Source organism: Sporomusa sp. KB1, from assembly GCF_007830295.1.
GTDB lineage: Bacteria > Bacillota > Negativicutes > Sporomusales > Sporomusaceae > Sporomusa.
In genome coordinates this window covers 4,711,696-4,727,239 of record NZ_VLKC01000002.1, presented here as the reverse complement: position 1 = coordinate 4,727,239, position 15,544 = coordinate 4,711,696, and the positions used below count along the sequence as shown (strand labels likewise).

At 42.9% G+C, this 15,544-nt stretch carries 11 protein-coding genes and 3 riboswitches; all 11 genes read right to left on the bottom strand.

The features are described 5' to 3' along the window. Window positions 1–32: 32 nt before the first annotated feature. The gene (locus tag SALPA_RS31710) at window positions 33–1,247 is read right to left on the bottom strand and encodes an efflux RND transporter permease subunit (RefSeq protein ID WP_255451366.1); all 1,215 of its coding nucleotides are present in this window, start codon (window positions 1,245–1,247) and stop codon (window positions 33–35) included. Next, window positions 1,204–3,147 (bottom strand): efflux RND transporter permease subunit, encoded by a 1,944-nt coding sequence (locus tag SALPA_RS31705; protein WP_255451365.1) that lies wholly within the window; start codon window positions 3,145–3,147, stop codon window positions 1,204–1,206. The genes SALPA_RS31710 and SALPA_RS31705 overlap by 44 nt, the downstream gene beginning before the upstream one ends. Next, window positions 3,144–4,397: an efflux RND transporter periplasmic adaptor subunit gene (locus SALPA_RS25875; RefSeq protein WP_145100883.1), complete on the bottom strand. Its 1,254-nt coding sequence runs from the start codon at window positions 4,395–4,397 to the stop codon at window positions 3,144–3,146. Before SALPA_RS25875 ends, SALPA_RS31705 begins: the two co-directional genes overlap by 4 nt. A 120-nt stretch (window positions 4,398–4,517) precedes the next feature. After that, the gene (locus SALPA_RS25870) at window positions 4,518–6,407 is read right to left on the bottom strand and encodes a TonB-dependent siderophore receptor (protein WP_145100880.1); all 1,890 of its coding nucleotides are present in this window, start codon (window positions 6,405–6,407) and stop codon (window positions 4,518–4,520) included. 292 nt (window positions 6,408–6,699) lie between these two features. Continuing rightward, window positions 6,700–6,882, bottom strand: a riboswitch (cobalamin riboswitch). Between the two features lie 174 nt (window positions 6,883–7,056). Further along, window positions 7,057–7,824 (bottom strand): acyl-CoA dehydratase activase, encoded by a 768-nt coding sequence (locus tag SALPA_RS25860; protein WP_145100877.1) that lies wholly within the window; start codon window positions 7,822–7,824, stop codon window positions 7,057–7,059. 15 nt (window positions 7,825–7,839) lie between these two features. Further along, window positions 7,840–9,081: a 2-hydroxyacyl-CoA dehydratase subunit D gene (locus tag SALPA_RS25855; protein ID WP_186451232.1), complete on the bottom strand. Its 1,242-nt coding sequence runs from the start codon at window positions 9,079–9,081 to the stop codon at window positions 7,840–7,842. Beyond that, window positions 9,074–9,985: a 4Fe-4S binding protein gene (locus SALPA_RS25850; protein ID WP_222428126.1), complete on the bottom strand. Its 912-nt coding sequence runs from the start codon at window positions 9,983–9,985 to the stop codon at window positions 9,074–9,076. Before SALPA_RS25850 ends, SALPA_RS25855 begins: the two co-directional genes overlap by 8 nt. A 32-nt stretch (window positions 9,986–10,017) precedes the next feature. Beyond that, window positions 10,018–10,890 carry a hypothetical protein gene (locus tag SALPA_RS25845; RefSeq protein WP_222428125.1) on the bottom strand — a complete coding sequence of 291 codons (873 nt, stop codon included), beginning with the start codon at window positions 10,888–10,890 and terminating at the stop codon, window positions 10,018–10,020. 378 nt (window positions 10,891–11,268) lie between these two features. Beyond that, window positions 11,269–11,452, bottom strand: a riboswitch (cobalamin riboswitch). A 76-nt stretch (window positions 11,453–11,528) separates the two neighbouring features. Beyond that, window positions 11,529–12,515 carry a hypothetical protein gene (locus tag SALPA_RS25840; RefSeq protein ID WP_222428124.1) on the bottom strand — a complete coding sequence of 329 codons (987 nt, stop codon included), beginning with the start codon at window positions 12,513–12,515 and terminating at the stop codon, window positions 11,529–11,531. A 60-nt stretch (window positions 12,516–12,575) separates the two neighbouring features. Next, window positions 12,576–12,971 carry a sirohydrochlorin cobaltochelatase gene (locus SALPA_RS25835; RefSeq protein ID WP_145100861.1) on the bottom strand — a complete coding sequence of 132 codons (396 nt, stop codon included), beginning with the start codon at window positions 12,969–12,971 and terminating at the stop codon, window positions 12,576–12,578. 113 nt (window positions 12,972–13,084) lie between these two features. After that, window positions 13,085–15,055, bottom strand: coding sequence for an ASKHA domain-containing protein (locus tag SALPA_RS25830; RefSeq protein ID WP_145100858.1), 1,971 nt, complete (start codon window positions 15,053–15,055; stop codon window positions 13,085–13,087). A 255-nt stretch (window positions 15,056–15,310) separates the two neighbouring features. Continuing rightward, a riboswitch (cobalamin riboswitch) is annotated at window positions 15,311–15,494 on the bottom strand. Window positions 15,495–15,544: the final 50 nt, after the last annotated feature.

Below are 15,544 nucleotides of genomic sequence, written 5' to 3'. Positions count from 1 at the left end.
GCCTTTTCCCCGGCCTCATCACCGGCAGTAATCTAATAACCTGTCCATCTTTTTACATAGCCGAGCGCACCTGTAAACCAGCTCCGTACAGGATAGTGTTCAAAAAACAAGAAAACAATCGGAATAACAAGCAAAGTAAATACCGTAGATGATACCAACCCGCCAATGATTACCCAGGCCATACTAACCCTCGTCTCTTCTCCTTCATTTAAAGACAAAGCAGTTGGCAGCATCCCCACAACCATGGTAAGGGTGGTCATAAAGATGGGCTTCAGGCGGGTCTTGCCTGCTTCCACCAACGCCTCATAGGCGCTCATTCCCCGTCCCATTAGCGTCAGCGTATAATCAAGCAGCAAAGTGCCATTTTTGGCTACCAGCCCATCCATGACTAAAAAGCCGATAAGCGAGTAGATATTGATGGTATTATTGGTAAATAGGAGCAACAGCAAACTCCCGATTAAGCCTAGCGGCAAGGATAGCATCCGGATCATGGGCGTGAAGGCCGATTCATATAATACGGCAAGCAGCATATACACCAATAAGAGAGATAAGAGTAACGCCTGGATAATTTCGCCATAGCTGCTGCCCATATTAGCCGCCTGACCGCCCAAACGGTAGGTCACTCCCTCAGACAACCCTTCTTGTTTAATTAAGCTTTCCAGTTCTTGCACCACTTCGTTTAACGGTCGGTCGGTTACATTGGCTTGTACAATGACAGATCGCTGCTTATTAACCCTGGTAATGCCAGTAGGCCCAACCGTTTCTTCAATATGGGCCACATCACCAAGAAACACTGTTTTATTATCAGCCTTAACCGGAATACTTGTCAGGTCAGAGGGTTTAAAACTATCACTGCCCTTGAGCCGGACAACAATATCTGTATCCCGCCCGTTATTTTGACTGTCATTTGGTAGTACACCAGCCTTTTTGCCACTAATAGCACCAGCAAATGCTTCCTTAATATCCTGCACCGAGGTATTGAAAAATTTCATTCTGTCCCGGTCCACTGTTAGTTTGAATTCAGGAACCCCTACCCGGTAATTACTCCGAATATCTTTGGTGCCTGTAACCTTGGTCAGTTTTTTTTGCATTTGATAGGAAGCTTTAATCAAGCTATCCATATCTGATCCCAACAAATAAATCAGCAGTGAGGAGTGCTCTTCTCCACCACCTGTTGAAATACCGGCTACTGATGACTTTGATTCAGAAAATTCGTACCGCTGCTTGTGAAAGATTATTTTTAGCAAAGCTTCTGGTAGCATCAGTAATTTGCCAAACACTGCGACTACGTTCTCTTTTACCAACAAGCTGCACGGTCAGCTTGGCTTTGTTACTGCTGATCAACCCTACATCACTTAAACAATACGTTACTTCGGGGATTGACAGTACATACTGCTCTAACTCAGCCACTACCGCATCTGTCATCTCCAGATTTTGACCTACCGGTAATTCAACAGAAATCTGGAAGCTGCTTTCATCTGTCAGTGGCATATACTCGGCGCCAATAATCCCGGTTGGCAACAACAAAATAGTGGCAATAAACAAAATAAGAACAGTACCGACAACCCGTTTGCCATTTGCCAAACTCCAGCATAATAGCTGCTCGTATCTCTTAACTGCGGCTGCTTCTAACTTGTCTACAAACACCCATATTTTCCCCGAAGCTTCCTGCGATGCCCTGGTTGTAAACAAACGTGAGGCCAGCATAGGCGTCAGCGTAAATGATATGAACAACGAAAACAACGTGGCAAATACAATCGTTAAGCCAAATTGGCGAAAGTACTGACCAGTCATATCAGTCATAAAGGCAATCGGCAAAAACACGACTACATCGCACAAGGTCATCGCAATCGCGGCCATACCAATTTCATTGCGGCCTTCTTCTGCAGCTACTGCGGGTGTCTTTCCCATTTGCCGATGCCGGTGAATATTTTCTAGAACAACAATCGCATCATCAACCAATATCCCAATGCACAAAGCCATACCCATCAAAGACATCATATTAAAGGTAAAGCCTACCGCATACATAACCAAAAAAGTAGAGATTAATGAGGTAGGTATGGCAATCATGACGGCAACTGTTGACCGCCACCCGCGCAGGAACAAAAACAGCACTAAGCCAGTGGTAAGTATGCCCTCGACCAGCGCAGTCAGTGTGTTATTCAATGATTTATCAATATAATTGGCATCATTAGCCACCACAATAAACTGATAGTCCGGATATTCGCTTTGCAGCGCTGCCAGTTGCGCCTGTATAGCCTTAACAGTATTAACAATATTGGCATCACTGTTTTTATACACTTTTAACGAAACCGTATCGTCTCCGTTTATCCTGGCATAGCGGCTTACACGGCTGTCTTGCTCAGTTACTTCTGCAATCTCAGTTAAAGGAATAGCGGCACCATTGGCATTGGGAAGATATAACCGTTTAATTTCATCTGGTGAATTATAACAGGCTGCCAAGCGTACATCACTTTCCTGCGTATCCGTATATACCGAACCGGCAGGCAGCAGCAGATTATCTTCGGCAATGCGCTTAGCAATCTGGTCTAGCGACAAATTGTACAAAGATAATTTATTGCGGTCCACCAAAATAGCCACTTCCCGGTCACGACCGCCGCCAACCGTAACATCAGAAACGCCATCAGCCCGCTGTAGCCGTTCTTTAAAAATCTGATCCGTTTTGCCATAAATATCAGACAATGTATACTTGGCTTTTACCGCAATTTCCATAATCGGTTCAGAGTTGGCGTCCCGCCTGATTATCGCAGGCTCATCGACCTCATCTGGCAGATTTTTGCGCACCCGGTTAATCGCCTTAGACGCATCAATGGACGCGATATCGGTATTAGCCGTATAGTCAAACTCTAATACTATCGTAGCTTTTTCCGGTTTGGCTATCGCGAGAATCTTTTGCAAATGGGATAAAGATGCCAGTTCCTTCTCTAAAGGTTTAATGACACTTTCTTCCACTTCTTCCACACTGGCACCGGAATATTCAACAGATATAGAGAAATAGGGATTATTTAGTGCCGGCAATAACTCAATCCCGATGTGAAAGAAGCTATACAAACCAAGCACCACAAATAGCATAACAATCGTTGTTATGCCTACAGGACGCTGAATGGAAAAGCGGGTAATGTTCATAATGATGTTCCTCTTCCTTCCACTTCAACTACCGTATCCTGTTTTAGGCGGGCGATATTACTGACCGCCACGCGCTCCCCTTCGTTAATGCCTGTAAGTATCTCCACAGAATCATCATTGCGTTGTCCAGTTGTCACCAGCCGTTGTTTGGCTTGATTATCGTCATTAATTACAAATACATATTTCTTGCCGTTTTTTTCTAAGACAGCCGTTTTGGCAACAAATAATGTCTGCGGTCTAAGCAGACCTGTAATATCGGCATGGGCAAACATACCGCTTCGTATTGCAGGTTCTCCTGGTGTAAGCGCCAGCCGAACAGTAAAGGCCTGGGCTTTGGCATCACTTGCCGGACTCACATAAATAATCGTGCCAGGATATTCCTGTCCCAACGAATCAATAGTCATCTTCACCTGCATGCCGGTACGGATTTGGGCAGCATTCTGTTCAGAGACCTGACATTCAATGTAGCTACTGCTATTATCGACAACAGTCAGCAGCTTTTGACCTGCCTTGACAAAGGCGCCATCTTCCACCTGCCGATAACTGATGATCCCGTCCCGTGGTGCACGCAATATCCGATCTTTATACTGTTTTTCTAAGGCTTCCAGATTGTATCTAGCCTTAGATAATGCGGCCTGTTTGATTGCCAACACTGCTGGAATGCCGCTTTCCATGGCCTGTTTCTGCAAAGCCTCCAAAGCAGATTTGGCATTAATCATTTGCTGCCTTACTGTATCAAGTGCCTCACGGGAAATAGCACCACTAGTATGTAAAGATTGATAACGATGATAATTAGCAAGATTCCGTTCATAATTAGCCTCAGCTTTTTGATAGTCTGCCGCATACGTGGCTTGTGTTTCGGTAGTTTCGGCACTGGCCTGCTGGATAGCTGCTGTTGTCTGTGCAATGGATAGCTCAATATCCAGAGTATCCTGCACAACTAGCACTTGCCCGGCCGTTACTGCCTGCCCCAATTCTACGGCAACCTGTGTAACATACCCCTTATACTTGGGCGCAATATCGATTTGCGCTGCCGCCACAGTCTGACCACTTAATACAATCCTTGACAACATATCCTGCCGCTGAACAGTCTCTACTGCTACCAAAGGTTTCAGCGCACTAACCTTAGCCATATTTACTGAACTAGTATTATGGGTTTTCCAAAACACCACTGCTCCGAGAAAAACTACAGCTCCCACCACAACTCCGAACATCAGCCAGCGCTTTCTGCTGTTAAGAATTTTTTTCATTTTTAGATTTGCTCACTCCATTCCTGCCAACTGGCAGCTATGACACTATATATCCCGCCCATCGTAACAAACCAATAACCGCCAACTAATCTGCTTGACGGCTATTGCTAAAATTATCCATTAAAACACAGCTTTTACCCCTATTACATAGTTACGCCCACCACGCGGATAACTGGCATAGCCGTCATAGTATTTATCAAAAATATTGTTAACAGTGAGAAAGGTCGTATATTCCTTACTTAATTTCCAATTGACATCAGCATCCCATACCCAAAAACTTTTTTCGATATACTTGTAGTATTTAGGGTCTGTTCGATCAAATGCCGCTGTGCCTTTAACATCAACACTTACTTTTTCATCCGCGTAGGATACACCAATATTCCAGGTCTTTTTAGGAATATTGGTGTCTTGTGTATAGTCCGCGCTGCCACTTTTATTTTGGGCATCAACATAATTAAATCCGACAAATCCTTTTAGTACAGGAGTCAACTGCTTACTTACCTGAAGTTCAACACCATCGGCTTTTTGTTTATCGACATTTGACGGTATCCAATGTTGGTTATTTACATTTTTTCCAATATCCTTCCAAGTAATGGCATCTGTTAATTTACGTTTAAAATATGCTATCTTCCCTTCCGTAGTGTCGTCAAATTTATGGTTTATGCCGAATTCCATACTCCAGCCGGTTTCCGGCTTTAAATCAGGATTGCCGTCATATGTATAGGTCTTCGAACCATAGGTATTTACCTGATGCGGCCAGTACAAATCGTCAAACCGCGGGGCGTGAAATACCTCTCCCCATGATGCATAATAAGTAGTTCTGTCACTGGCTTGATAATTTGCCGCAACATGTGGAGTCGAACTCTTGCCATATACGCCATTATCATCGTAACGAAAGCCGGGAGTTAAACTAAATTTTTTAGCGATATCCCATCTATCCTGAAGGTAAAGCCCCTTTACTGTATTATCTTTATTGCCATAAGATGAACTTTGGATTTCATCCTTGCGCCAGTCAATACCTGAGGACAACATATGCTTATCACCAAGTTTTGAATTAATTTGATAATTGAATCCTTTAATTCTTACATCATGGTCAGAGCTTTCACTGAACCGATGGGAGGCATTCTGATAAACCTTTACTTGGTAATCGGTAGTGGCTGAGGTGCTTTCTTTGTAAGTAATATCCCAATTGTGCTGCCTGATCTTGTCATATTCAGCCGCAGCTTTACTTTCATTTTCATCATTAAAATATTCATAGGATACTGTCAAATCACCATTGCCCACCTTGTTATCCAGCCTCAGCGTATACGCATTTTGATCAACACCTGTATAATCGACAGTCTTACCACTGCCATCGGTATAATTGCCTAAATGTTTTTTATCAGCACTAAAATACCAACCAAAGTCACCCTCTTTTCCCTGATTTGTCATTGAAAGATTGCGACCATCCCAATTACCACCAGCAACTTTGACAGTGGTCTGGTTTTTTTCACCTTTTTTGGTGATGATATTAATTACGCCGCCAACAGCATCCGCACCATATAAGGCGGATCGTCCACCTTTTACAATTTCAATACGTTCAATATTTTCTATACCTACAAGGCCTGTCAAGTTAGTCGTTGCCGAGCCAAAGCCGCCAATGCCATTTGGCATGTTCATTCGTCGGCCATCAATCATAACAATGACCTGTTCACTGCCATTGATAAAAGGAGCACTAATACTGCCCGGACTACCATATGAGCCGATATTCACCCCGGGAGTATGTTTCAATATATCTCCTAAATTGTGATAATTTCCTTTCTCAATCTCTTCACTGGTGATTACCGTCACATTCGCTGCCGTTTCCGATATTTTTGTTGGCACACGATTAGCCGTAATCACGACCTGATCAAAAGAAAACTGGTCTTGCTCCTCAGCCTGAGCACCCCCTGTAATATGGCATAACAACGCGCTTGTCACCATAGCATACAGCAGAGCATTTCTTTTTTTAGTCGTTTTCATTTTTTTCATCAATTATTTTTCTCCTTTGCATGATTATCTACAGACATATACAACGCGTTAAAGATTTTTGCAGGCTGGTGGTGTGTTGGCAAAAGCGGAAGTCAAACGCTAGCGGTGGAGCGTTGCCAATACACCGCCAGCCTATGCCTGTAAACTTCTTTACTACGGAATATATAGCTGTCAAACATAAAAAATACACTTCCAGGACTGACCCAGAAATGTATCGGCGGTACTTTCGGTAGCTTGTTAAAAGAATAGCAAGCTATCGCTAAAAATCCCCTTCCCATCACTCGCGGGTTAAATCGGTGATTGTCAGACAGGCAGTTCTCCTGGCTCTGGATCAACACTTACCTAAACCTTCCCAAGACTCATAGTCTCAGTGGCATACATTAGGTTTGCTCCCCATTACAGTGGCGGGACCGCACCGGTTTTTCACCGGTTTCCCTATTAAGCCTTTTCAGGCACCTGGCTCATCAGTATTTAGTTTTCTATTCAATATTTCCGCCTAAACCACGAAAATAGACATCTACTTGAAAACTGGCTGCAGCTAACTGCGACTTAGCAGAATCCACTTCATCACCAGCCATGTCATTAATGGCAATACCCCTTTCTGAAATTCAGGTATTGGCAATAACAATTAGTAACAAGCAGATGAACCTTACATCAAAGAACATGCCGCGCCATAGGCAACTGTGAACTGGGGATAGGAAAGAACATTAACATCTCTAAAGATCTCATCTTCAATTGCGGATGCAAGTCCGCCATTATTTGCGGAGCCACCATCAAGATACAGATCGTCCTCAATTTCTTGATTTCCCAGCATACCAGCTATGCGTCTGGCAATCGATTCATGCAACCCCCTAATGATGTTCTCCTTTTTTGTCCCTTTGGCTAAAAGAGATACGATCTCGCTTTCTGCGAAAACCGCGCACGTACTGTTGAGGTTGACAGAAGCATCAGCATTGTCAGCTAATGCCGCAAAATCATAGATGGGTGTGTCCAAAATACGCCCAGCCATTTCAAAAAACCTCCCGGTTCCAGCCGCACATTTATCGTTCATTTTAAAATCATTAAGTTTTCCAGTTTCAGAAATTCGGATAATTTTTATATCCTGTCCGCCAATATTAATTACTGTACGCGCTTTTTTATCACTTAATAAGTACACTCCCCAAGCATTGGCGGAAACTTCATCAATGACGGTATGTGCATTGTGTATCAGGTTCTTGCCATACCCGGTGACAGAAATGCCTTCAATATCCTTTTCTCTGATTGAAAGATCAGCCAGTCCGTCATCAATTAATTTTAGTGCTAACGCTTCCTGCCCCGGTGCTGTTGGCACCGCTTTTTTCCAAATAAGCTCTGTATTGTTAACAATTACAATCTTTATGGCAGTGCTGCCAAGATCAATGCCAATTTTAGCTCCCATAATAATCTCTCCTTCTTATAAAGTTTGTTTAAAAGCCTCAAGGCGGGTCAGAATGTTCTGGCTGTCTTCTTTCACGTAATCAGTTTCAATCTTGAGAAACTTACGCCCACTTTCCCGTAGTTTATCTTCAATTGTGAAACTCTCAATATCATAAGGATGACATCCTTTTAATACATGAAAGAGAATTCCTTTTATATTGTGGCTCTCTGTTATCTTCAAAATATTATTGATGCGCCAGTCATTATCGGCGAAGGTCGGACAGGTGCAGGCTTTATGATATCTTTCAGAAAGCGCTTTTAAGAGACCGTGTTCAGATGGGTCGTCATAAACAGTCGCTCCGGGAAATATTCTTTCAGAGGAGCAGAGGTCATCGGCACAAATTGTCATACCGGCTTGTTCAATAAGCTGTATCAGCTTAAGATTAGGAAAGATGATCGGCGAACCGGCGAGAAAGATCTTATGCGGATTTGTTTGCGGTTTTTCCTGTTGCATTCTTTTCACTACAAGTTCCAAATTTTTTGCCCATTGATCAATATCATCAAGCATAAACGTATTGGCAATGGCAGCAAACCAAATCCCGGAAATTATCTGTTTTCTTTTTAATTCAATCAGTTCGTGAAACGTTTTCCAGACACTCATGAATTTATTCATAGAATGCATGAGGCTTTGTCGTTTCAATTTAGTACCCGTTTTTTGCTCTAAAAACAGTTTTAATGCATAGATTTCTTCAAGCCAGCGTTTCTGCCCCTTTTCGTTCTGTTTAATATGGGGTAATTCGAGGTAATGTAAGTGTCCGATTTTTTCTTTTACTATTTCAGGCATTTTTACGACCCAATCGCATGTTGTCGGTACAATCGTGGCATCATAACAGGAGGGGGCTGAGGCTTCAAAGTTCATACTGCCAATATAAGATTTGAGCATCGGACACATAAGCACCGGGAGAGAAGCTGAGGAAAGCCGCTGCGCTGAATAAGAACCACTGCACAGTTTTACCGGATGAATCCCCAAAGCATAAAACAGTTCAACCGGTGCTTGAATGCAAAACAGCCCCATCAGCGGACGGCCAACATTTTCTCTTAGCTGAGAAGGCCGCAAAGGCACTGTTAATAAACTCAGGAAATAGTCAAATTCTGCGATATAGTCAGTTCTTGCTTGCAATAATTTAATTTCATGATCGTATTCTTCACAAGTTTTTTCATAGGCTTTCGTTCTCTGTCTGATGCGGCGTTCTTCCTCTTTTTGTCCATTTTTATCCATGTAATGTTTTCTCCTGTTGATAATTTTTTGCGACATACTTTCCTGAGGAAGAAAACAGGCGGTAATTAAGGAATTTTGCGGTTAATGTATTGTCTTCAGGACAAGCCTCAATACATCTCATACACAGCATACAGTCTTCACTCATTACATTTTTTTTCGTTTTTTCAAGATGAACATCCCTAATATCCATAGGACACATTCTTTGGCAATTACCACAGCCCGAACAGGTATGCACTGATTTTTCAAACCGGATAAAACTGATTTTTTTAAACATTTGAATCAATGGAAGCATCGGGCAAAATAGGCAAAAAAATCGGTCTTTGAAAAAACTTCCTATCAGCGTACCAGCTGCAATCATTACAGATATTGCGGAAAAGGTCAAGGTGATTATGTTCGTAAAGTCCAGCGCGAAGTTTCGCGTATCCCCAACAAATAGAGGCATAATCGGTTTTGCCGGGCAAATCTGACAGAAGAATAAGTAAAAATCACTATGTAGTCCCGCATACGTAATTAGCAGCGGGATACTAAGAAGCAGTGCCAGTAATACATATTTGACCGGCTTTAGGCTCTCCCGGATTTTCCAGGAAAATTCTGTTTCCCGTATTCCCAGTTTCTTTCTGAGTTGGGACAACCAGTCTTGCAACGTACCGAATGGGCATATCCAGCCGCACCATATTTTTGACAATACGATCGTTAAAATAGCAAAGACCAAAAAATACAGTATTACCTTGAACCCTTGGTAGGAAAGCAGCTTGGGAAAGTAGAAGCCAACCCCCCATTGTCCCTGCAGCGCCATGAGATAACAGTATCCAGCACAGCCATGAACATAAGGACAGGAAAAACAGGGGATAGAATACCCAAAATTTAATCCAATTCGACCGCCATAGGTCAGTAAAACGAACATAAAATTTTGTATTAGTAAACGTATGTTACCTATCATTTAAACGTAAAGCTCCTTCTTCGAAGTAGTACAATAGCTACACTAGCTGCCATTGTAGCGAAAAAGAGAAAGATTCCCGGCTTCAGGTCGCGGTGAGCAGTAAGCGACCGGTGCAGGAGAAGATTCATGGAGGTTTTATACACCTCGTTTCCCGCGAGCTCTTCTGTATAGACAAGTATTTCTTTGTATTCAGAATATCCGCTCTCGTCTAATCGTTTATCATGAGACGGGGTAAAGGAAAACATCCCACCAGCATCCAGTGTCAGTTTTTCAGAGCACTTATTAGTTAAGTCAATAATTTTCATTTCTTTGACAGGATCACCGGACTGATTGATTGGCGTATATATGAACTGGAATGTTTGCCCCGTCTGAGGCCAGTAACCCTCCCCGGATCGCAGGTCAATGAAAGGAAATGGTCTTGGCTTCTCCAGCAAAGCCGGTTTCTTTTCTCTGTTATCAGCAAATCCATTTGCATAAAGGAGAAAAGATATCTGCGCTGTAAAATGTTCTCCACTGCAAGTTCCTGTAACATATATATAATAGCGAAACGGAGAGGCGGTATTGACTCTTAGAACATAGAGACCATTTTTTTCTTCTACCGGGATTTCATAATATTGTTTTTCACCTTTCTCACGCCCGTCACAATAAAAGGCTGTTAGATCTTTAATGTCGGCAATATCCAGTGAATCATTACTGCTTTTTATATACACTGTTTGCGTTACCGATCCGTTCGGTTCATTGATCTTCTTGCCATATTCAAGCCAAAGAAATGCTGCACTTTCCAAGTTGCTGCTTTTTGCGTAACCATGTAAACAAATACTGACTAATAGGATAATGCCTGCAAGTATAAAAATTGGCTGAAAATTCATTTTATCAATCAAGGTAAAACACACCTGCTTTGACTCAGTTTAAAAGTATCAGTACACAGATATTGGAAGTGAGTTTCATCCATTTGGTAGCTGCTTTTTTAAATTAAAATTTTCTTTCATAGGTAAGATTAAAGTTTGCCGGTGTACAATAGTATTCATATGCCGCGTATTTAACACCATATTGCAGCACCAGCTCCTAAAAGTATTTTTTTCATACTTCTCCCCCTTACCGGATAACCAATACCGCCGCTAAATACCTTAAACAGCTATTAAAATATTTTCATCTCCTGAACCATGTTCAGGAGATGAAAATATTCAAATGCTTATATACAACATCTGTCTATTGTACGAAATCCCCTCCCCATCGCTCGCGGGTCAAACGGTGATTGTTAGATAGGCAGTTCTCCTGGCTCTAGATCATTGCTTTTCCAAGCCTTCCCAAGACATCTTGTCTCAGTGACATATTTCGGATTCGTTCCCTACTACAGTGGCGGGACCGCGCCGGCATTACACCGGACTTCCCTATTAAGCCCTTTCGGGCACCTATCTCAATACTATGCAATTGTAATTCTTCCATCCACAATCCGGAAACCGTAACATAGCAGCTTACGCACAGCAGGCTTTACTGCTATGGATCGTCAATTACACCCCCTGCCACCTTCATATAGCTCACGAATCACTGTACGCCTCAGCTTTGTGAAAAATTTATTGCTTGCATCAATATTCCGCAAATAATCTACAGAAACCGATAACCAGCATATCTGGTGATACAGCTTATAAAATAACAGCTTATTTCGGTCATATCTTTTAGGCTTACTGGTGGATAAAAAGGTATACAACATATCCAGGAGAGCATATTCAAATTCAATGTCGAAAAATTTGATGCCTTCGATGTCGATAAACCCAATTGTGCCGTCAGTCAATAACCAGACATGCGGCGGTGTTGGTTCTCCATGTATAAGTGCATAGCTGACCGGCTTTAATTGACAGGCAAAGATAGTTATGTAGTCGTCCAACTGTTGCAAAACCGAATGCTTCATTCCTTTTACAGTGCTGTCTAAACTACACGCTATTTCCAGTTCCTCAACAGCATGTTCATAACATAAACGCTGACAAGATTTAGCATATCTGTTGGTGAGTAAAGGAGAACCGTAGTAATCCCGGCTGCAGGTATAGAATTTATTAAGTTCTGCATTCAACGTATCAGTAAATTCAATTTCCGCAATATTGCCGTGTTGCAGATACTCCTGTAAACTAACCCCGTCAAAGCACTCCGCGTAGGCATAATCAAAGGCCTCTTCTGCGAAAAAATGCCCTGTTTTTATTATCCGGGGAACTCTGATGCCCAGATCAGTCAACAACCTGGTGTTATGGTAAAAATATTCAAATCCTTCTGCATACAAATAATGTAAACCGTCAGTATGCGCTTCTGTTAGTCCTAGAAAAGGTTTTTGCCAGATATAAAGGATGGTTTTGTGATTATTGCCATCGGTCACTAAGTACACCTTTTTTGAAATACCATTGACAATACCAACCAAGGTGAATTGACTTAAATTCAGATCAGCTTGAATAATATGGTATGGTAGTTCACACAAATTCATCGACTTCGTTATCACTTTAAGCACCTCGGCTCTAGGAGATATATCCGGAAACTAGCTGATTAGCCGTATATAATTTGCTGATGATCAGTGAATAGCAAATCTTATCGGTTTGGCCCAGACGGTCACACACGGAAGGGTTACAATCTTGTCAAACTCGTTCCGCTCGGCATAGTCCTGAACAACATCTCTGACTTTTTCGTACTCTTTCCCTGCAGCGATCTGAAAGGGCTGCACGATAATCTCGGTAAACCCTTCTTCTTGTAGGCGCTCTAATGCCTGTCTCTCGTCATCGGCCTGGATACCGTCTCGTTTCGCCAGTTCTTCTATCAGGGTATGGGAAGCAAAGGCCCGGCGCACTTCATAGTGTGGGAAATCTGCCCAATGTTTGATATCAATATTTTTACTGGCCAATTGACGGGCCTCTGGGTAGGCGGTGCCTAAACCCACCATTAAAAAGGCTTTTTTCTCTATTTTCCTCAAAGTTATTCCACTCCTATCAACCAATGTCAACTCTCTGGCCGTTGTAAGTTCCCGTTTCTCCGGGAATGAACTACATTTTTGCTTTATTATTTTAAATCTACGATCTCAATCCTTTAGATATCCACATTAGGGAATAAAGACAAATCAGTATGCGGAATAAACAGCGATGAGACAAATTCGTCCATAAACAGATTGCCTACTGACAATTCAATATAGGTCATCTTACCAGCCACATCCTGGGCCTCAGCCCAAGCCTCGGCCGACAGAAGTGCCATACAAGCTCCTTTTGCTGAGCTGTTACCGATAAACTTATATTTTTCTATAGGCAAATCAGGCAATAATCCGATGGCAATGGCGTCGGGTATATTCAGGTAGTTGCCAAAGCCACCGGCCACATAGATAATTTCAATACCATCAAGTTCGAAACCGACTATGTTAAGCAAGGTCTGGATTCCGGCAAACACCGCGCCCTTGGCTCTAAGCAAATTCTTGACATCAGCCTCACTGATCACAATATCCCGGTCTATCTCAGTATCAGCGGCCCAAACCAGCACGAACTCGGGCCCAGTTTCACCAAACCGCATACGTTCAGTAGGCAGGTTTGTCTGAAATTTTCCGGCCCGGTCAATAATTCCGGTTCGGCGCAGCTTGGCTAAACCGTCAATTAAGCCTGAGCCGCATATGCCCAGCGGTTTCCCGTTATTGATCGTCATGTAGGATACTTCGTATGTTTCCGGGTCAATCATGAGATGCTCAATGGCGCCGTGCATAGCCCTCATACCAAATGTAATCCCCGAACCCTCAAACGCCGGACCGGCTGAACAAGAACAGGTCACCAGCCAATCACCAGCCCCCAGTACCATCTCACCGTTTGTACCGATATCAATCAGCAAAGCTACCGGCGCATCAGCCTTGCCCATACTGGTGAAGAGAGCGCCTGAGACAATATCGCCGCCCACGTAGCTGGCCACTGCCGGGTAACAAAATACTGGTGCATTAGGATGAACCCTAATTCCCAGTTCCTGAGCCTTAACTACCGGAAAAAAATTTGCGGTTGGAATGTAAGGTTCCAAGCGGATGTGTTTGGGGTTTATTCCTAAAAACAGGTGCGCCATGGTCGTGTTGCCGGCAGTCATTATCACGCGGATGTCGGTTTCTTTTATTTTGCGCTGCTTAACCAATAAATCCTGAATTAACGTGTTAATGGTGTCAATAATGCTTTGGTGAACATTTTTCATACCATCGGGTTCATCCACAGCATAGACAATACGGCTGATCACATCATCACCAAAGCGTGCCTGACAATTGTGAGTACCTGCAGTATCAACAACAGTACCTTTATAGAGATCCAATAGATACGCAACTACAGTGGTAGTTCCAATATCGACTGCGATACCATACAGAGGCTGATGGCAATGACCAGGCTCAATAGCCAGGACTTCGGCCTTACCACTAACTTCAGATAACAGTACAGATATTTTAAAATTTTCTATCCTTATAGTATCACTCAGATTGTGAAGGAGAGAAAGAGATACATTAATATCCGTACACTTGGTTTCTTTCCGCAAGGTTAACACAAACCGACTCAGGTCATCCCGGTTGTCTTGGAAATTAGCAGCAGGCATAGTTAACTGCACCCAACGGCATAACGGGTTAAGCGGATACCCGTGTAAAGGGTTTTCCCGCTTTTCCTGAAAGAGATCTTTTAGTTGCCAAACACTGAGCAGATACTCCCGTAAAACATCTGAAGCGCCATCCCCTGATGCAACATTCTCAACCAGTACCTGGTGTTTGCTCATGGATGATGTCTTGGGAATTTCAACAACCAAATCATCATCCTCAATCAGGGTTTGGCAAGCCAAATTCAACCCTTTTGCCGCCATGCGCACCTCTAAATGGCTATCGCGTCGCGCTTTCGCCTTACCGCTTTTTACGATAATGGCACATTTGCCGCAAGTGCCGTCACCGCCGCAAGGTGCTTTGATTTCTAGATTTACCTTGCCCGCGGCAGTCAACAGATCGGTACCTCGCTCAACTGATACTGTAACTCCTATGGGGAGAAATGTTACGGAATGTGTATCCATTATGTTTAACCCCCTTTGCACAATATGACCAAGAAAAAATAGCAATAAAAAACATAAGGAGTAGTAAGAAGAAGGACATATTAGAAAACTCCCGGCTGCCATGGCAACCGGGAGATATTCTACAGCAAACTAAATAGAAACTCCTGATTAATAATAACCAGGAGTGAATTCAGCAATACCACACAACTTACTTAGAACAGTTCTAAGTAAGCAGATGAACAACTGTAATCCCCTCCCCATCGCTCGTGGGTGAAAAACGGTGATTAAAAGATAGGCAGTTCTCCTGGCTCTAGATCATTGCTCCTCCAAACCTTCCCAAGACTTCTCGTCCCAGTGGCATTCCTTGGATTCGCTCCCTATTACAGTGGCGGGACCGCGCCGGCATAAACCGGACTTCCCTATTAAGCCCCTTAGGGGCACCTACCTCAATACTATTCAATTGTCAGTCAAAACACACTATTCTACATTTAATACTAATAATATCATCTT

What these genes read in the sequence shown, in the direction of transcription:
- SALPA_RS25860 (WP_145100877.1), bottom strand. Translation starts at nt 7,824, where the DNA reads ATGGGAGCTAAAATTGGCATTGATCTTGGCAGCACTGCCATAAAGATT.
- SALPA_RS25830 (WP_145100858.1), bottom strand. Translation starts at nt 15,055, where the DNA reads ATGGATACACATTCCGTAACATTTCTCCCCATAGGAGTTACAGTATCA.
- SALPA_RS25845 (WP_222428125.1), bottom strand. Translation starts at nt 10,890, where the DNA reads ATGAATTTTCAGCCAATTTTTATACTTGCAGGCATTATCCTATTAGTC.
- SALPA_RS25870 (WP_145100880.1), bottom strand. Translation starts at nt 6,407, where the DNA reads ATGAAAAAAATGAAAACGACTAAAAAAAGAAATGCTCTGCTGTATGCT.
- SALPA_RS25875 (WP_145100883.1), bottom strand. Translation starts at nt 4,397, where the DNA reads ATGAAAAAAATTCTTAACAGCAGAAAGCGCTGGCTGATGTTCGGAGTT.
- SALPA_RS25855 (WP_186451232.1), bottom strand. Translation starts at nt 9,081, where the DNA reads ATGGATAAAAATGGACAAAAAGAGGAAGAACGCCGCATCAGACAGAGA.
- SALPA_RS25850 (WP_222428126.1), bottom strand. Translation starts at nt 9,985, where the DNA reads ATGTTCGTTTTACTGACCTATGGCGGTCGAATTGGATTAAATTTTGGG.
- SALPA_RS31705 (WP_255451365.1), bottom strand. Translation starts at nt 3,147, where the DNA reads ATGAACATTACCCGCTTTTCCATTCAGCGTCCTGTAGGCATAACAACG.